This window comes from Alteromonas infernus, assembly GCF_902705815.1.
In genome coordinates this window covers 70,844-90,672 of sequence record NZ_CACSIG010000023.1, presented here as the reverse complement: position 1 = coordinate 90,672, position 19,829 = coordinate 70,844, and the positions used below count along the sequence as shown (strand labels likewise).

The 19,829-nt window shown below is 45.2% G+C and carries 11 protein-coding genes and 2 pseudogenes; 6 read left to right on the top strand and 7 right to left on the bottom strand.

What is annotated here, in order from left to right:
* Window positions 1-433: pseudogene (locus tag ACX5J7_RS06675) on the top strand (hypothetical protein); the annotation flags it as partial.
* Window positions 434-586: 153 nt separating this feature from the next.
* Here the strand turns inward: ACX5J7_RS06675 and ACX5J7_RS06670 are convergent.
* Both ACX5J7_RS06670 and ffh read right to left on the bottom strand, forming a co-directional pair.
* Window positions 587-2,652: pseudogene (locus ACX5J7_RS06670) on the bottom strand (YncE family protein).
* A gap of 182 nt (window positions 2,653-2,834) precedes the next feature.
* On the bottom strand, window positions 2,835-4,271 hold the full coding sequence (ffh, locus tag ACX5J7_RS06665; protein WP_015066650.1) for a signal recognition particle protein: 1,437 nt from the start codon (window positions 4,269-4,271) through the stop codon (window positions 2,835-2,837).
* Window positions 4,272-4,512: 241 nt separating this feature from the next.
* Here ffh and ACX5J7_RS06660 point away from each other — a divergent pair, with 241 nt between their 5' ends.
* Entirely contained in the window at window positions 4,513-5,310 is a 798-nt protein-coding gene (locus tag ACX5J7_RS06660; RefSeq protein ID WP_015066649.1) for a cytochrome C assembly family protein, read from the top strand.
* 185 nt (window positions 5,311-5,495) lie between these two features.
* On the top strand, window positions 5,496-6,791 hold the full coding sequence (locus ACX5J7_RS06655) for an HlyC/CorC family transporter (RefSeq protein WP_015066648.1): 1,296 nt from the start codon (window positions 5,496-5,498) through the stop codon (window positions 6,789-6,791).
* Between the two features lie 10 nt (window positions 6,792-6,801).
* On the opposite strand, the gene ACX5J7_RS06650 is transcribed toward ACX5J7_RS06655, so the two are convergent.
* Entirely contained in the window at window positions 6,802-7,002 is a 201-nt protein-coding gene (locus tag ACX5J7_RS06650; RefSeq protein ID WP_015066647.1) for a hypothetical protein, read from the bottom strand.
* A gap of 121 nt (window positions 7,003-7,123) precedes the next feature.
* A complete protein-coding gene (sixA, locus tag ACX5J7_RS06645; protein WP_020744710.1) occupies window positions 7,124-7,639 on the bottom strand; it encodes a phosphohistidine phosphatase SixA in 516 nt (171 codons plus the stop codon).
* Between the two features lie 171 nt (window positions 7,640-7,810).
* On the opposite strand from sixA, the gene ACX5J7_RS06640 reads away from it, so the two are divergent.
* From ACX5J7_RS06640 to ACX5J7_RS06630, 3 genes are all read left to right on the top strand, one after another.
* Complete coding sequence (locus tag ACX5J7_RS06640) at window positions 7,811-10,558, top strand: insulinase family protein (protein ID WP_041702652.1); 2,748 nt, start codon at window positions 7,811-7,813, stop codon at window positions 10,556-10,558.
* 255 nt (window positions 10,559-10,813) lie between these two features.
* On the top strand, window positions 10,814-15,334 hold the full coding sequence (locus tag ACX5J7_RS06635) for an EAL domain-containing protein (protein WP_498706525.1): 4,521 nt from the start codon (window positions 10,814-10,816) through the stop codon (window positions 15,332-15,334).
* Window positions 15,335-15,631: 297 nt separating this feature from the next.
* The gene (locus ACX5J7_RS06630; protein ID WP_015066643.1) at window positions 15,632-15,799 is read left to right on the top strand and encodes a hypothetical protein; all 168 of its coding nucleotides are present in this window, start codon (window positions 15,632-15,634) and stop codon (window positions 15,797-15,799) included.
* Window positions 15,800-15,900: 101 nt separating this feature from the next.
* Here ACX5J7_RS06630 and ACX5J7_RS06625 read toward each other — a convergent pair whose 3' ends face one another.
* From ACX5J7_RS06625 to fadI, 3 genes are all read right to left on the bottom strand, one after another.
* The gene (locus tag ACX5J7_RS06625; RefSeq protein WP_015066642.1) at window positions 15,901-16,098 is read right to left on the bottom strand and encodes a hypothetical protein; all 198 of its coding nucleotides are present in this window, start codon (window positions 16,096-16,098) and stop codon (window positions 15,901-15,903) included.
* A 209-nt stretch (window positions 16,099-16,307) separates the two neighbouring features.
* Window positions 16,308-18,449, bottom strand: coding sequence for a fatty acid oxidation complex subunit alpha FadJ (fadJ, locus tag ACX5J7_RS06620; RefSeq protein ID WP_041703109.1), 2,142 nt, complete (start codon window positions 18,447-18,449; stop codon window positions 16,308-16,310).
* 19 nt (window positions 18,450-18,468) lie between these two features.
* On the bottom strand, window positions 18,469-19,779 hold the full coding sequence (gene fadI / locus ACX5J7_RS06615) for an acetyl-CoA C-acyltransferase FadI (protein ID WP_015066640.1): 1,311 nt from the start codon (window positions 19,777-19,779) through the stop codon (window positions 18,469-18,471).
* Window positions 19,780-19,829 lie beyond the last annotated feature (50 nt).

Below are 19,829 nucleotides of genomic sequence, written 5' to 3'. Positions count from 1 at the left end.
AGTAGAAGTACTTAAAGTGCTTTTTTACTTTTTACTCCTCGCGTTAATCATCAGCGCGTTATCCGTCTGCGGCGGCGGTGCTAACGCAACAGCGCATATTATTGAAGAAACTGACAGCACCGTAGGCCCACATTTTGTGTTCCTCGCACACCGAGACGAAGACTTTAACAAAGGCGTTCAATCTGACCGCCAGCGCAATGAAATTAAGACTTACGATAAAAGCGATAGCGCGGTATTGGGTTTCGAAGGTGAAACCATGCAGTTTGAACGGTATTTCTATGTATCTAGCGATATGTGGCGGGGCGTGTCGGGTGAAGACTTTATTCGCCCTAAATGGGGTATTTACCGTTCTGTTGCTGAGCTAGACAAATTACGGGGGCAAGAGGAACGCGTGAAGTTTGCGGATTTTGTAATACGTAAAGGAACGCCTTGACGCCCTAAAATAAAAGTTAATATTAAAAAGCGGCACGCCTTTTACTAGAGAAAGCGTACCGCTCTTATTATGCTTATCGGTTTACCTCAGTAAGGATTGCAGTAGAAACGTTTGCTAAACGGCCTCTACCAGCATGACTTACTTTTTTTCACTTTACTTTACTGGCAACACCTGTACCGATTCAGGTGCAGGGTACATCATGCTAAACGTAGGTGCGATATCACCCGAGCTAGCGTTCAAAATATTATCAAAGCGAAGGATCATACCGTTTGATTTTTCAGCGACATAAACGTGTCCATTGCTCAGCATAAGGTCTACCGGGTTTCCTAACATGGAATTAGGACCTGCAATATTAACCGATACATTAGCGAGCCCATCAGCACTGCCTGCGCCTGATATCACGTAGAGCTTTCCGTCGGTGGCATCGGCTGCACTACCTACATCAGAAATCACCAGACTATCGCTTTGGCTATCGTAATCGATACCGTGAATATTCGTTGGTGCTGCAAACACTGTGCCGCCGCTTGCCGGAACAATCAGTCTATCTTCACCGGTTATTACCGTTTGGCCACTTTCCATCTTGCGTACGACTTCTTCAAATACCGCAACGGTGCCATTGGTTAACGCTAAGTAAGCGCTATCAGTAGACGGGTCATAATCTACGTCCCATGGTCGCGCTCCGTTAGCAGCCTCTAAGGTGAGTAAAGGCGCTACATTACTGAAGCACACGGTGAAAATACCCTAACCGCAGGTGTAGTCTCGTTCACATCGGCAACAAATACCATGCCGTTGTCAGACGAGATATCTAAGCCTTTAGGCGCGATAAGCCCTGTTTCACTACCCACAATCATATGATCATAGCTATCGCTATACATCATACCGTCACGCACCGTTTTAAGACGATTAACCACGATAAGGCCGCCGGTAGATGTATCGGGGTTATCAAACGTGATGACACCATCACCGCTTGCTGTGTAAGCCGCACTTTCAATGCTCATCCCACTGTCAAATGTGCTTAGTTCACTTGATAAAACCGCGCTGTACTGGGCCACCTGCCCCGTGGTCTCACTGTCTGTTGAAGGATTGCTTGAAACAGAAAGCCCCCTAATTGGCATTGTTGCGATACCGTCGTCAGAGGCATCTACCATGGTCTCGAGTTCTGTAAACTCGGCAAGTGATTCTGGTTTTACTGAAGGCGTAGACAACGTTGGCGCTACATCACCACTTTCGCCGTTAAAAATATTCGAGAAAACCAAGATTGCATCATTTGACTTCTCTGCCACGCGCAAATCCGACCCTGTAAGGATAATATCCACCGGATTTCCAAGCTGCGTCGTTGCGCCACCAATTACTCTGGTAGGCACTGTTGCTCCGTCTGCAGTCGACACATTATCTAAAACAAAAATTTGGCCGTCGTCAGCGACCGCGGCATCACCAACATCTGATAACACAATACGGTTGGACATAGGCTCATAAACGATACCGTGAAGATTTATCGATAGCTGATTTCCATCAGCATCAGAGGGTACCACAGAGCGCATGACTGACGGGGCAAAATCAGAGCTTGCCACATCGTCATAGACTGCTAGCGTGCCGTCGGTCAGCGCAACATACAGTCTGTCACTTTCTTCGTCATAGGCAAGGTCCCATGGCTTTGCCGACGTCATAATTTCCGCAATAGGCGCTACGTCGCCCGCTGCTTGGCCGCCGAATACACTTATTTTCTGACCGTTAAAGTCTGCGACCATGATAAGGCCAGCCTCTTCGGCAAACGCGATCCCTTTCGGATTAACTAGGCCTGTGGCAGCGCCGGTGAGTTCGTGCCCTCTATTCATCATATAGTTGGACTGAGCATCGAAACCACAAAAACTTCTCACTAACGGTAAGTCACTATCGCCTGCCTGAACTAACGCGCCGCTTTGCGTCAAGACGATGCCTTCATTCGCGCCTGTCGTTACCGTACTTAGCGCACTGGCGTTTTGATCAATTGCGGTTACCGTATTTCGGTTGTCATCACCATTATTGGCAACAAGGAAAGTGGCCGCAGCAAAGCCGGGGGTACCATCTTGCCCTGGTGCTCCATCTTGGCCTGGCGCGCCGTCGACGCCATCTCTACCGTTAGTGCCGTCGTCACCATCACAGGCGCTTAAGGCGAAAACCATAGCCGTCGCTAATAGTGACAATTTTATTTTTTGCTGCGATGTTTTATTAAGTTCCATTATCATCTCCATACTTGTTTTATTTGAAGAGACGCTGTCAACCGCAAATGTGTGCGATAAGTACTGCTCACGTCCTGTTCAACAAGCCAAACGACCAACATTTGATATTGGATGCAACAAAAATAAAAAAACCTCAACGCATTGCTGCTGTTGAGGTTTTTATTATGAGTAACCGTGGTTATTTAGCGAGGAGGGAAACCACCGCCTCCGCCGAAGCCGCCTCCGCCAAAACCACCAGGGCCGCCTGGCCCGCCTGGTCCACCGAAACCGCCACCGGGTGGCACCATGCCTTTCATCTGGCGCATCATTTTCTTCATGCCGCCGCCAGACATTTTTTTCATCATTTTCTGCATTTGTGTAAACTGCTTAAGCAAGCGGTTTACATCTTGTATTTGCGTACCTGAACCCGCTGCGATACGACGCTTGCGCGAGCCTTTGATAATATCAGGGCGAGCGCGCTCAGCTGGTGTCATTGAATTAATGATGGCTTCCATTTGGTTGAACTGCTTGTCGTTTGCCTGATCTTTAATCTTATCAGACATCCCCCCCATGCCAGGCAGCTTATCTAGCATGCCCATCATGCCGCCCATGTTCTTCATTTGCTCAAGCTGATCTTTAAAGTCTTGAAGATCAAAGCCCTTGCCTTTTTGAACTTTTTTCGCCAGCTTTTCGGCTTTTGATTTGTCGACCTTGCGCTCAACTTCTTCGATAAGGCTTAGTACGTCGCCCATCCCCAAGATACGAGAAGCAATACGCTCAGGGTGGAATGGCTCAAGCGCATCCACTTTTTCGCCCATACCGATGAACTTAATGGGCTTACCTGTTATGTGACGTACAGATAATGCCGCACCGCCGCGGGCGTCACCGTCGGCCTTAGTAAGAATAACACCGGTCAGTGGTAGCGCGTCGTTAAACGCTTTTGCTGTATTAGCGGCATCTTGACCTGTCATGGCATCAACTACGAATAGGGTCTCAATGGGCTTAACCGCAGCGTGTAACTCTGTAATTTCGTTCATCATGTCGTTATCGACGTGCAAACGGCCTGCTGTATCTACAAGCAGAACATCAAAGAAGTTTTTCTTCGCTTCAGCGATGGCATCGTTAACGATATCAATGGGCTTTTGTAAGATAGTAGATGGGTGAAACGCAACCTTCACTTCATCAGCTAGGGTTTCAAGCTGCTTGATAGCGGCCGGACGATAAACGTCAGCACTGACTACCATCACTTTCTTTTTCTCACGTTCAGTCAGGTACTTAGCAAGTTTACCTACAGAGGTGGTTTTACCCGCACCTTGTAAACCAGCCATAAGCACTACAGCAGGAGGCTGAGTGGCTAGGTTAAGCTTTTCATTCGCCTCCCCCATTACCGACTCGAGTTCAGACTGAACGATTTTTATGAATACTTGGCCTGGCTTTAAGCTTTTAGTAACTTCTGTACCAACCGCACGCTCTTTTACCTGAGCAACAAACGCTTTGACCACTGGCAGCGCTACGTCGGCTTCAAGCAGCGCCATGCGCACTTCGCGTAGCGTCTCTTTAATATTGTCTTCAGTAAGACGCCCTTTACCGCTTACATTTCGTAATGTTTGGCCTAAGCGTTCTGATAAATTCTCAAACATAGTATGAAACTTCTTTTTATTTCAGACGTAATGCGTGCATTGTAACGTAAAAGCGCACCGTAACGTACCCACAATTACGGTTAAATTTTTACCCAATTGCACCAGAAGGTACCTATATACCCACACTAAAAGTGGGTGTGAAACAAACAAAATCAAGGAGATGGTTGAATTTACTTGCAAGTTGCAGTATCAATACCGACTCAGTCGGTGAACACATCACCCACGTATTACAGGACGCATCATGAACACCCTTTTCGCCATCTCTGCTGCCCTACTCTATGCTCTCGCTGCTGCAGTGCTTATTGGCAAATTCGTACATCAAGACGGCCCCAATAAGCGTTTAGGGTTGTCACTTGCAAGTCTAGGCGCAATAGCGCATATCGCATTTCTAACCAATGTTATTATTGTGGCCCCTGGCCAAGACATGAGCGTTACTAACGTACTGTCACTGGTTTCTTGGATAATAACCATATCCATGTTGGTATTTGCACGGGCTATTCCAAACCTTATTTTGCTTCCCGTTGTTTTTGGTTTTGCAAGTTTGACGGTGTTGGCATCACAGTTCATTCCCGTGTCTTACATTATGCACATTGAGCTGCAGCCCGGGTTAGTTATCCATATTAGTTTGTCGCTTTTTGCTTACTGTACTTTGGTGATTGCATTTCTTTATGCCCTGCAAATGTCTTACATCACTTACAGGTTAAAGCAAAAAGGCGCAGCCCTATTACACTCTTCGTTGCCGCCATTAATGCTGGTAGAAAACATCCTATTTAAACTTCTACTTGCCGGAACATCACTATTAACTGTGTCGCTAATCAGCGGTTTTGTGTTTTTAGAAGATATGTTTAATAAAACTTACGCACACAAAACCGTGCTTTCTGCTGCTGCTCTTGTGGTGTTTCTTATTCTATTAATTGGGCAAAAGCTTCGAGGTTGGCGTGGTAAGCAGGTTATCGCACTAACCGTTTTGGGCGTTGCGCTATTGTCGCTAGCTTACTTCGGTAGCAAGTTAGTTCGCGAGTTTTTATTGTCAGCATGATAAAATAACCCGCTACCCCGCTACCCCGCTCACCTGACTCATCACCAACCTCGCTAGGTTACCTAGCCAAAAGCACTGATGTCTGCGGTTTTCTAAACAATTAGGGGCATATCAACAATTTCCCCTTGAAACCCAGACATCAAATCAATACATTTGAAGCCTAAGTATAGACAGGGACCCCCTAATTGGACGACATATCAACGAGTACGCTGTTTATCGCGCTCGGCGTACTCATATTACTATCAGCGTATTTCTCTAGCTCAGAAACTGGCATGATGTCGATAAACCGCTATCGGCTCAAGCACTTACAAAGTGAAGGCAACCGTTCAGCAATACGGGTTGCTAAGCTTTTGGACAGGCCTGATCGCCTTATCGGTCTAATTCTTATTGGTAACAACCTTGTCAATATTGCGGCGTCTTCGCTTGCAACCATACTGTGTATTCGCTTATTCGGCGATTACTGGGGCCTTTTCGCCGCTACGTTTGGCTTAACCTTGGTGCTACTCATTTTCGCAGAAGTGACGCCTAAAACATTGGCGGCGCTCTACCCTGAAAAAATCGCGTTTCCTAGCTCGCTTATTCTTCTGCCTTTGCTCACCTTACTATACCCGTTTGTGGCCGCTATAAATGGCATCACCAATGGCATCTTGGCATTACTTCGTATTAGCCCTGCTAATGGAAGTGATGACTCGTTAAGTCGCGAAGAATTAAGAACGGTTGTATTTGAAGCCGGCACCATGATCCCTAAAAAGCACCAAGATATGTTGGTCAGTATCTTAGATTTAGAAAGCGTGACCGCCGAAGATATTATGGTGCCCCGCGCTGAGATTTTTGCCATCGACATCAATGACGATTGGAAGAAGATTCAAAAGGCGCTGACTCATGCGCAGCACACCCGAGTTTTACTGTATCGCGATAGCATTGATGACGCAGTGGGCTTCGTTCACGTGCGCGATGCGCTGCGTCTTCTATCAAAAGACCAGTTTACCAAGTCTAGTCTACTGCGCGCAGTACGAGAAATTTACTACACGCCAGAATCAACGCCGCTTCACACGCTAATGTATAAGTTCCAAGCGGAAAAAGAGCGAATCGCTCTTGTGGTGGACGAATATGGCGACATTATGGGCCTGGTAACGCTAGAAGATATTTTAGAAGAAATTATTGGTGACTTTACCACCAGCATGGTGCCAGACCACAGTAAAGAGGCGCACGTACAGCAAGATGGATCTGTGTTAGTTGACGGAAGTGCAAACGTACGTGAGTTAAACAAAGAGATGAACTGGAATTTACCCACTGAAGGCCCGAAAACCCTGAATGGGTTATTGCTCGAGTACTTAGAAGACATTCCTGAGAACAAGGTTAGCGTGCGCTTGGCAGGATACCCATTAGAGATTGTGGATATTTCAGAAAGCATGATAAAAACGGTTCGGATCATGCCCGAATATTATGTGCCCCCTAGAGACTCAAATAATGACGGTTAAGGTTTATTGCCTATAGCTCACCTTTTGCTTCGTCAGCTAGGCGCTGCTCACGGTTCGCCAGTGCCCTAGCTTTCGCAGCAGCAACTTTATCTGATAGCTCAGATAGTTTGGCAATAATATCCTGCGTCTCCTCATCTTCACGTAAATCCGCCTCCGCCATATGCGATTGCAATGAACGCTTAAGGAGCTCAGGAATAGATTTGCTATCCATTTCCCAACCCTTCAATAGAATAAACTTTGACACTCTCAAAGATACTATCGACTGGAGAAAAGGATACTTAACGATTAATTGAACAATTCTTGGAATTTATCGGCGACGCTGAATAAAAACGTTAAAGGCCCTGATAGTGAGTGACTAACGTGCCCTTGTGTTCGCGTAGCGAGTATTTAATGACGGCAATAGAAGCCGTAGAAAACAAACTTGTTGTGTACGACTGGCATAACTCATCAACTAAGTAGCTAACTAAGGGCATATGGCTTACTACCAACAACTTTTTGATCGGCTTTTTTGAGTTGACCGCGGCATGTAGCAGGCCATCAATGTAATCGCTCACAAGTTTCGGCGAGCCTTCTGGAACAATATCATCACTACTTTCTACTTTGCCTGCAGCAATATCTAGCGACACCATATCATGGGTTTGCTTTGCTCGACGGTAGGGGCTAACAAGCGCTAAATCAACGACGCCTGTATTGCAATATTGGTCTTTTAACCACAATGCGGCGGTTTTAGCTTGTTCTCTACCTAGAGGGGTAAGCTGTCTGCTTTTATCATCGAGTCGGGGCGCTTCGGCTTCACCGTGACGCATAATGAAAAGATAAATGTCGTCGTTGCTACTTTGACCTGACATAACATTGCGCATAGTATTAATGAATGTATGCTAACGATATCAGAGAGCTGATACTACGCCTAGCGCTAAACGGCGAATAGTGAGAATTTTCGTACATTATTTAACGTTTTGTGAAGTTCTTCTAAATAGATGCTCCAGCAGTAAGGTGCTCCTGACCAAAAACGAGACAATGTGAATAACACCATAAACTTAGAAAATGCGCATCACGTTACTCTACCCAATGGATTGTGTGCCATGTTATGCCATACACCTGAAGCCAGCGAGTCTTTCGTATCTATGGCGGTTAGAGCGGGTCATTTTTACGACCCTAACGATTGTCAGGGGTTGGCCCACCTACTTGAACACATGCTTTTTATGGGAAGTCGCCACCTGCCCAAGCCGAACGCAATTAATGGGTTTATTGAGCAACACGGTGGAACAATAAACGCCTGGACGGGGACTGAATACGCCAACTACCACTTTAGCTGTAGCGGCGGTGCGTTAGCGCAAACCTTGCCCGCGTTTGCTGATATGCTTAGACAGCCCTTGTTCGAAGAAGACGCATTAACTAACGAAATAAAAAACATTCACGCTGAGTTCGAATTTAAGAAAAAAGATGACCTTCGTCGTCTGTACCAAATTCACAAAGAAACCTGTAATCCTCACCACCCCTTTGCGAAATTTTCCGTAGGCAACAGCGACACCTTTTCACAGCATGAATGCGCTGAACTAAAGCACCGGCTAAAATCTTTACATCAAACTTACTACTGCGCTTTGAATATGCGATTGTGCATTGCCAGCCCTATGCCAACTCCTCAGCTTGAAGCTCTTATACACCAGTGCTTTGGCACGCTGCCAAGTGGCGAACTCGCGCCCGACAACTGGCCCCCTCTGTATACTGAAAACGAGTTGGGCATACAGATAAATATACACCCGTTACAATCAGCTAAACGAATGATTGTGACTTTCGCCCTCCCTGCTTTGCAAAACGATTACAAAACAAAGCCGTTAAACTACATCAGCCACTTAATTGGTGATGAGGGCGAAGGCAGCTTGCTTGCTTATTTAAAAGAAAAGGACTGGGCGCTCAACCTGATTGCAGGCTCAGGCATTGAGGGAGACAAATTTAAAGACTTTAATGTGAGTTTTCAGCTCACTCAGAAAGGCCTTGAAAACAAATCGCAGGTATTAGAAGCCCTCTTTAGCTACATAGCGTTAATTCGAAACGACTCTGTAGAAGAGTGGCGCTTTCACGAGAAGTCGCAGCTTAACGCCCTAGCCCTTGAATACGAAGAAAATGTAAAGCCACTCGGCCTAGTGACTGAGTATGCCGAGCATCAGTTTATCTTTGACGCTAGCGAGTTAAACCAGTTGCGTTCGACAATTGGTAGTTTTGACCGAACTGTTATAGAACACGCTTTATCTTACTTTACACCAGACAATATCCGTTTAAAGGTAATTTCAAAAGATGTAGACACCACGCAGGTTTGCGCGTTTTATGAGGCGGAATATAGCGTTGAGCCTATTGACGATAGCGTATTACGTTCGCTCGCTTCGCCTAAAAAAATAGCGGCACTAAACCTTCCTCCACCTAACCCTTACTTGGCAAAAGAATATTCTCTTGTTTTGCCCGAAACAGGGTTCAATATTCCCAATAAACTTGTCGACAACGGCCACTATCGCTTTTGGTTTGCTCAAGACCAGCAGTTTCATAGCCCAAAAGGCGATATTTATATCTCCTTTGATGCGACCTCTTTTTCAAATTCTTTAACCTCGGTCGCGGCAAAGCGAATTTGGTTAGGCGCGCTAAATGACTACTTACAAGCTAAATACTATCGCGCCGAGATTGCTGGATTACATTATAGAATTTATGGGCATCAGGCGGGGTTTACTCTGCATACTCGAGGCTTTACTAATCAACAGACATTGTTAGCCGGCCAGCTTCTTGACGCTGTGTTGAGTTTCACCCCGGACGAGCGGGCATTTGAACACCATAAAGCCCTTCAAATTCAAAGCTTACATAATTCGCTTTTAAACAAGCCTACTAACCGTTTATTTTCCCGATTAAGCGTGCTGATTCAAAGAAACACGCAAGCGCCAGTTGAACTGTTAGACGTGATCGACAACATCTCTTATGACCAAATGCTTACCAGCCGAAGTAAGGCCTTTGAGCGATACTTTGTCGAAGCCTTTATGCATGGGAACTGGACCAGTGATGAAGCAAAATCGTTTTTAGCCTCTCTTAAAGGTCAATGCGATAGCGCGGGTGGTGCACCGCTATCACGGGCTGTATCGAAGTTACCAGTAGGCGGCACTTTGTACCATGAAGTGGTGTGCAACCATGATGACTCGGCAGTGGTGCTTTATCTCCAAGCCCCGTCGCCCAGTTTAACAGACACAGCCCTTTGCATGGTATTGGAGCAAATGCTGGCGGCGCCATTTTTTAATTCACTAAGAACAGAGCAGCAGCTAGGCTACATTGTTGGTACGGGCTATGTTCCCCACAACCAGCATCCGGGAATGGCCTTTTACATTCAAAGCCCTCAGTGCAGCCCTAAACAGTTGTTAGATGCCATGACAAGTTTTTTATTCCAGCAACTAAACGAAATTGAGTTCTATCGCTTTTACTGGCCTACTATTCAACAAAACCTTATTAAACAACTAGAAGAAAGGGACCTAACCCTCTCTATGAAGTCACAGCGGTTATGGGTTAGTTTGGGAACCCAAGATTTAGGTTTTAACCGCAACACAAAGCTTGCAGAGCGCGTGAAGAGCCTTAGCTTTGAAGAAATACAAGACTTCGCACACCAGTTAGCCAAGCGCGAACGGTGTGGAGAGCTCGTGCTGTTTTCCAAAGGAAAATTTGAAACTATACCGACTAACGAAAAGCGCACTATTAACAGTATTTCTCAGTTTAAGCAGGAAATACCTTATTACTGATAAGTTAATACCTTCACCTTTTGCCAACTCTATTGAAACGTACATCTTAATCGATTTACAAATGCGAGTTGGCTATTAAGTAACCCACCAATATTGTTATTTCCAAAAAGTCCTTGTAGAGACACTTTTAATTCGGCATATTTATTGTTCTGGTCGTTAGGGATGCTGCCAGTAAATAAATAAAAAAATAATAAATGGCGTAAGCCAAAGGTGTTTAGGTGCGCTCAACCCTAATATATTCAATGCTGCTTCTTTATGTTGGCTTTGTCGGGAGTACTTTTTTCCTCCGCAAAGGCGATAGAGGTTTCTGATCTTCATTTTACAGAATTAAATAAGCAACACGGCCTCTCAGACACCGCAGTACTTGATATTGTGGAAGACCACATGGGCTTTATTTGGCTGGCAACGTCAAATGGCCTCAATCGCTATTCAGGTTATGACGTAAAGCAATATCATCCGTCAGATGTCGACCCGAATTCCCTACCTTCAGGCTACATTCAAACGCTATTTGTCGATTCAGAGGGCAAATTGTGGGTTGGAACCCATTCAGGGCTAGCGCTCTACCAGCCCGAGTCAGACAGCTTTAAAGTCTTCGATAAAGATAACTCTGTGATAAAAACAGATTTGATCACTGCAATTTCAGAAGCGAAAAATGGCGACATCCTTTTCGCTGACCGCAAATTTCTTTACCGTTTCTCCAAAGAAAACTCCCAAATAATTGTACTAAAACAAGTTTTTAAAGAAGAAAGTTTTATAAAAGTAATTTTCGAAGAAGCCAACCGCATATGGGTTGGGTCCAATAAATTCGGCGCTGCCTTAATAGACACTGAAACGCTAGAGGTTCATAAAGCAAGTAAAGTAAACCCTTGGGGCGTCGCTTTAGATATACGTGCGCTTCACGATATCACCGTTATTAACGGTAATTATTGGTTGGCTACAAATGAGGGCCTTATCGTTTTGGCCTCCAACGGACGGATTTTAAAGCGAATCCACAGCGATGATTTAGGGGTGAGCGAAGAAGTTAATACTTTTTCAATCTCTGTTGTTGGTAACGATATTTGGGTCGGCACCTATATTGGACTGTTTTTATTATCGGACGCTGCTGAAAGCACCATATCACCTGATTACCGCCCCGATTACCTGCACTTAAATTCAGACATATATAACTCAACAGGCATTCCATCCGCCATTGTAATGCGAGTAATAGAAGACCGCACCGGCGTGGTGTGGGCCGCAACCTTTCATCGCGGCGCTTTCAAGTATCACCCTGAATATGCCAGCGTGCACTTTCAACCCGTTTATAATTCTGACCGCCAAAGCGACGATAACTTCTCTACCGTGTGGGGCTTTGCTGAAAGCAGCGACAAGACACTTTACCTGGTTTCCCAGCAAAAAGGGCTAGGGAAAATCTCTCGGGAAACGGGAAATGTGTCCTTTTACAACTTTTTCGAAGAAATGGACTCAGCCATACACTACTGGGATATTGAAATAGATGACCAAGATAACATTTGGATAGCTTCATCTGAAGGCTTACTTGTGGTCAAAAACACTCCCGACGGATTAGTTTTATTACATGAGTATTTCAAAGGTTCGTTTATCGATCATATCTTTAAAAGTGAAACAGCAATTTGGTTGCAGGTAGCCGTTGGCCAAGTATATTCGATAAATATTAACTCCCTCTCCCCTCAGCCAAAGGGCAGCGAGGTAATAAAAGCTGCACTTACTGAAAAATCTGGTGATATATTAGCCATATATGAGGATACCAGTAATAACGTTTGGTTTAGGGCTGGTGAAAAACTTGTTATTTACTCTGTAAACGAAGGAAGAGTTATTCAAGTTCTTGATTCATCAAACGGCATAAACTCTTTAGTCTATGGCGTACATGAAACCCCATCTGGTTTGTGGTTAACCACACGTTCTGATGGCGTAATCCAGCTAGATAAAAATAGCTTTGCCCTGATTAATAAACAGAAAAGAGATAATCAAAGCGGCTTTATCACATCAACAACGGCGGTGGAAAATAGCATATGGTATTCTGACGCCAAAGGGGTTCATAAGGTTCACTTACCGACCCTAAGAGAGGCTGACAGCATTCCCAATGGACAGTTGGAGTTTAATTCTCTTGGCGAAGGCGCTGTAATTGCAACCGCTGATAAAACGATTTATTTTGGTGGTAATAAAGGCTTTGTTAAAATTTCAAAGCAAGCGATGAACGTGAGTGACCAAGTCAAAAAAACCCTCCCCCCGCAACTTTATCAAGTTAACGTGTTTGGATCATTGGCAAAAGCTAAACGTAGACAGATAGAAAATGAAGAAGCCTCAAGTTATCAATCTTTTAAAGAGAATATCACCTATGAGGAACAGTTAGCGCTGAAGCACGACGAAACCCGTTTTAGTATTTCTTTTGGTCTTATTAATCCGGTTTATCCAGACCAAGTGGCGTATCGTTACAAGCTTGTGGGTTTTGAGAGTGATTGGATTTATGTTGATAAGGAGCGGAACGCGCAATTCAACAACATATCCTTTGGCAATTATACCTTTGAAGTTCAAGCAAAAGAACCGGGTAAAGCGTGGTCTGATAGTCGAAACTTACGAATTTCAATAGACCGCCCACCCTGGCTTCACTCGGTAGCGCTAGTTTTTTACTGCATTGTCGCATTGGCCATACTCGCCTTTATTGTGCGTCAATATCAAATCAGAAAAGCAAATCAATTGGCTATTAAAGAGTCTGAAGAGCGTTTAAAACTTACGCTTTGGAGCTCTGGCGACGAACTGTGGGACTGGGATGTTTACCGAGGGCAAGTCTACCGGGCCAATACCTGGGGCGCCTTAGATTTTCCGCAGGACGATATTCGTACCACCGGCGCGTATGATGCCAACATTCATCCTAACGATATCAATCGCGTAAAGACCGCGTTACGAGAGCATTTAGAGGGGAATAGCGATTTTTACGAGCTTGCCTATCGTGCTAAAACCTTTAAAAATCAGTGGATTTGGATATTAGACCGCGGGAAAGTAGTAGAGCGCGATCACAACGAGCAGCCAGTGCGAATGACAGGGACGCTTAAGAATATCCACCACCTTAAGGAGGCAGAAGAGCAGCTTAATCTATTTAAACGCTCTATTGAAAACATCTCGGAAGGGGTGTTCATCACGAATACGCAGTTTAAGTTTATTAGTGTCAATAACGCTTACTGCCGCTATACGGGAGAAACCCGCGAGCAGGCCCTCGCCAGCTACATGCACTTCCATTTGTACCCCGACGCATTTACCGAAGAAATTAAGAAAACCCTTAAAACTAAAAGCAACTGGTCGGGCGAAGTAGAGAGCGTGCGCGTAAATGGCGAACGTTATGAAATGGAGCTTAATATTGATGCGGTTCACGATGAAGACGGAAAAATTAGCCATTTCGTAGGGGTATTTAGCGATATAACCTCGCGTAAGAGTACCGAAAAAGAGCTATTGAAACTCGCTAATGTCGACCCGCTCACAGAGCTTCCCAATCGCTCGTTTTTCCAGGCGAGTCACCAAAACTTGGTGCGAAAGGCAGCACAACACAGCCTGCTTTGCTTAGACATGGATAACTTCAAAAAGATCAACGATTCCCTAGGCCACCAAACCGGCGATATCTTGATTAAACAAATCGCCAAACGGCTACAGCGCATTACGGGTAAAAACGCCACCTGTTATCGCTTAGGTGGCGATGAATTTAGTATATTGATGGAAGACAATGCGGATATCCACACGGTAACCCACTACGCCCAAAACTTACTAGATACCCTGTCGCGCCCGTTTATTATCAATAAGCAGGAGTTCGTCCTTGGTGCCAGTATTGGTATTGCATTTTTCCCAGACGACGGTGAATCCCCCCAAGAAATGTTGAAAAATGCCGACACAGCCATGTACTTTGCTAAAAACAATGGTGGCAATAGCTATCAATTCTTTAGTGGTGAAATGAACCAAAACGCGGTTAGGCAGCTGCAAATTGAAAATCTTATTCGCCAAGGCATTAAAGACGATCTGTTCACTGTGTATTACCAGCCCAAAGTGGATATCGCTTCTGGTAAATTGGTAAGTATGGAAGCACTGGTGCGTTTCGAACACCCGCAAAAAGGCATAGTGAGCCCCGGGCAATTTATTCCGTTGGCAGAACAAACTGGTCAAATTATTGAAATTGGTGAGCAGGTACTGCGAAAAGCCTGTGCCGATACGAAACGCTGGGTAAATCAAGGGTTATTTAGCGGCCGTGTTGCCGTGAACATTTCAGCAAAGCAATTCGAGTTGCCCGATTTGGACGACAGGATAAATAAAATATTAAGCGATGTGGGTTTGTCACCGCTGCATTTGGAGTGTGAAATTACCGAAGGTACGCTAATGGAAAGCCCTGAAAACGGGCTACAAATGATGACTCGCCTTCGCGAGCGCGGTATTCACCTTGCGCTAGATGATTTTGGTACAGGCTACTCGTCGTTAGCGTATTTAAAACGCTTCCCTTTGAATACCTTAAAAATCGATAAAGCCTTTATTGACGATATTGCAAAGAGTAACGTCGACCGCCATATGGCCGCCGCTATCATAAACATTGCCCACAACTTGGGGCTAAAAGTGGTGGCGGAAGGCGTTGAAGAAGAGTCTCAACTCGACATTCTGCGACGTTATGACTGTGAAATGCTGCAGGGCTTTTTATATAGCCGCCCGCTAAACGCAGAGCGCTTTGAAAAACTGCTAACAGAAAACCAAAAGCTTCATACCCTTTTAGGTAATACGCAATTCTAGAATGACGCGCCTTGTTTAAGGGGCGTCAAATTTCCTTACAGACTTCCGCTTTTTGCAGCATAAGGCAAAACACGTCCTTTTAATCCTTCGTATATTAGACTTTAGTGCCAACTTTATGGCGCTAGAATATCCCCCTTCAGCCCACACAAAAAATTAATCCATAACCTACTGATTTTAATAGATATTAAATATTTTTTCAATATTGGCACGCTACTCGCAATACCATTGGTGTCGATAAGAAATATAAAACAATCGGCTTTGTTTGTTCGTTCAAAAAAATAATCAGAGGAAATTAACATGTTAAAAGAGTACGCCGTTGCACTAGTACTTTCTACCGCTACCCCAGTTGCTGCCGACAAGCAAGAAGGCGCTAAGCAAGCTCCTGAGTCACAAGAAACCATTACCCAGCCAGAGTACGTAAAGCCTAAGACAGGTGGCGGCCATGGCGGTGGCGTGGGCTTCTAATTTGAAGTTGAAACGATTTTCAAAAAAAAGAGAGCCTCTGCTCTCTTTTTTTATATCTGGGGGATAAACAACACTACTATTAGTTTACTAAAACGCTACAGCTACGCCGCAATATAAAGGTTATTAAACCCAACTGCATTACGCCAGTGTAAATGTCGAGAGATAGAGAACATAGGCAGTAGAACAGGGCCTAGAATAAGACCGGCAATTGCCCACTTCTTCGCGTTCATTCCCCATTTAAACGCTTCTACATAAAAATATAGAGAAAATATAACGCTTAATACTACGAGTGCAATCACACTACCTCCAACCTGTTTAACCTTAATTTGCAGAATTATTTGTCTCTATCAATTATTCACGTTAAGCCACTGATAATTGACGCCAACAATTTGACACGTTTAATTCTTAGCCGCGCAGATTTTACCCAAAATAGAACAATAAACCAGCAGAAATAGACGTCAGGCACAAAAAAACCGGGCTAAGCCCGGTTTTTTAACATTTTATAAACTTAACTATAAAATGTTTGATCATTTTCCGCCATGTTCACCAACACATCGGCCGGTGCGAATTTATCGCCTACCGCTGTTGCATAGTGATTAAGGCGCGCAACCACATGTTTAATGCCAAGCATATCCATATAGCGAAATGGTCCGCCTAAAAATGGAGGGAAGCCAATACCGAAGATAGCGCCGATATCACCATCACGAGCGTTACGAATAACGCCTTCATCCAAGCAACGCGCTGCTTCGTTTAGCATCATTAGTACACAACGTTCAGCCACTTCTTTTTCGCTTAGCTTAGCAGAAGGTGATAGCCCAAGAAGCTCGTAGATAGACTCATCCACTTCTTTACCAGGTTTTTTACCCTCGTAAGAATAGAACCCTTTCTGATTCTTCTTACCTTTTCTGCCATCGGCCAATACTTTGTCGAAGGCACTAGGCGCAGTGAAACGCTCACCAAACGCCTCTACAAGGAATGGGATGATCTTGGTACCTACATCAATGCCCACTTCATCAAGAAGCTTAACAGGCCCTACAGGGAAGCCAAATTTAACCAGAGACTTATCAATATGCTCAATAGGCTCACCGTCAAGGATAAGGTTCGCCGCTTCGTTCATGTACGGGGCTAAAATGCGGTTTACGTAGAAGCCCGCGCCGTCTTTAACTACAACCGGCGTCTTACCTTGCTTTTTAGCAAACTCAACCGTTGAAGAAATTACTTGGTCTGACGTTTTCTCATGCGCAATAACTTCAGCTAGCGGCATTTTGTCTACTGGCGAGAAGTAATGTAGGCCAATCACGTTTTCTGGACGTGCTGCTTCTGCCGCGATCTGCGTAATAGGGATCGACGAAGTGTTAGACGCAAAGATGGTGCTTTCTTTGCAGTTTTCTTCAATATCCGCCACCATCTTTTGCTTAAGATCTAAGTCTTCAAAAACAGCTTCTACAACAATATCTACATCTTGATAACCGCTGTAATCTAACGTTCCGGTTAATAGCGCAAGTTGCTTCTGCATTTCGCTGTTACGCATGAAACGCTTCTTGACCTTCTTGTTTAAAATGTCGTAACTGTATTTCATTGCGTTAGCGATGCCTTCAGCGCGGACATCTTTAATACGCACAGGTACGCCCGCTTTCGTTGAAGTTACATAGGCAATACCACCGCCCATTAAACCACCGCCAAGCACGCCGACCTTTTTCATCTTTTCAGGTTTAACACCTTCAACACCGTTCTCTTTCTTCATTTCCGTTGTCGCGAAGAAAATTTGGCGAAGTTGGAATGACTCAGGGGTCATGACAAGCTTACCGAACGCTTCTGCTTCGGCTTTAAGGCCCGCTTTCATATCTTCGTTGATACCAGTTTCGATAACATCGATGATATGGCCAGGTGCAGGGTAGTTGCCTTTCGTTTTTGCAAAGGTCGCTTCGCGCGCTTTTTTGAACATCATGTTACGGCCTGGGCCGGTCTTTTCTAACATTTTGTCCATCACGCTTTTTTGCGGTGCTTCACGTTCAGGCTTGCGCTTAAGAGCAAACTGCTCTGCCACTTTTAACAGCACGCTATGCGGCACTACATCGTCTACAATGCCGTATTTTTTGGCTTGTTTGGCTCGCGCAGGAGACCCGGTAAGCATCATCTTCATTGCTTGCTGAACGCCAATTAGACGAGGAAGACGCTGTGTACCACCACTGCCCGGCAGCAAGCCTAGCTGAACTTCTGGTAAACCTACCTGAGTACTCGGTGAATCGGTACATACACGATAGTGACACGCCAATGCTAGCTCTAAACCACCGCCTAATGCAGGGCCATGAATAGCGGCAACAAACGTCGCCTTCATGTTTTCAATTCTATCGAAAATGGCTTGGCCACCAGCAGCAATGGTGGTGGCGTCTTCAGCAGTTTTACACTCAGCAAGCATACTGATATCTGCACCTGCCACAAACGAGGTAGGCTTACCGCTGGTAAGGACTACACCTTTAATGCTGCTATCACGCTCAATATCATCGAGCATGGTAGAGATTTCATCGCCGAATTCCGCTTTAAGCGTATTCATACTTTCGCCAGGCACGTCCATGCTAAGAATAGCAACGCCATTATCCTGCTTTGTTAACGTGAATGCGCCAGATGTTGGCTGAACTTCATTTGTCATTTCTTGTTCCTGACTCATCTTATTCTGTCTCCACAATCATAGCGGCACCTAGACCACCGGCAGCACACGCAGTTAATAGACCTGAACCACCGCCACGACGATTCAACTCATTTAGCATTTGCGTAATCATTCGAGTACCGGTTGCGGCAAATGGGTGACCATAAGCAATAGAGCTACCCATTACGTTAAACTTATCCATATCAATTTCGCCAGTTGCTTTGTCGCGACCTAATTTCTCTTTGGCGAATTTGTCGCTTGCAAACATTTTAACGTTAGCCAACGTTTGCGCTGCAAACGCTTCGTGCATTTCAATTAGTGTTAGGTCGTTAAGGGTCATGCCCGCACGGTCAAGAGCGATAGGCGTAGCATATGACGGGCCCATCAACATGTCTTCCCACACGTCTATTGCAGCGAATGCATAGCTTTTGATGTAACCCAGTGGGGTATAACCTAGCTCTTTTGCACGGCTTTCTGTCATCATTAGCACTGCAGAAGCACCATCGGTCAGTGGTGTAGCGTTAGCGGCGGTGACAGAACCGTATTTTTTGTCAAACACAGGGCGAAGCTTTGCGTACCCTTCAAGCTTTGAGTCAAAGCGTACGTTGTTATCGCGCTCAAGGGCCCCTTTATAAGGTTCTGCATACGCTGTCATTACTTCGCTTGACAATTTACCCGCTTCCCAGCTTTCAGCCGCAAGGCTGTGCGAACGGTGCGCTAGCTTATCTTGCTCTTCACGAGAAATCTGGTGTGTTTTTGCCATTTGTTCGGCCGTTTGGCCCATCGACAAACCGGTAGAGTACTCCGCTACCGCAGGTGGAACGGGCGCGAGGTCTCTTAAGCTTAAGCGCTTGAAGATATTCAGCTTCTGACCAAGGGTTTTGGTTTTCTGTAAGTCTACTAGCGCGCGCGCTAGATTTTTTGACACTCCAATTGGCGACACAGACGTTGAATCTGCACCACCAGCAATACCCACTTGAACCGTACCAGCCATCATGCTTTCAGCAATATTGACTGTTGATTGGAAACTTGTAGCACAGGCGCGTGACACGCTGTATGCGTCAGTGTGAACGTTCATTCCCGTGCCAAGGACTATTTCACGCGCAATGTTTGGCGCTTCAGGCATTTGGACTACCTGACCATAAACGACCTGATCAACCCACTCTTTTTGAACACCATGGCGAACGAGAAGTTCGTTTACGACCATTTTACCTAAATCTACAGCCGGTACGCCGTGGAAATATGTAGCCATTTTCGCAAACGGAGTACGCAACCCCGCGACAATGGCGATGCGATCACCCTCTCGGGTAGTAACTGATTGTTTTGTAGCCATAATGCACCTAAATTGAGGACCTACTTTAAACTTCGCTTTACTGATTCAAA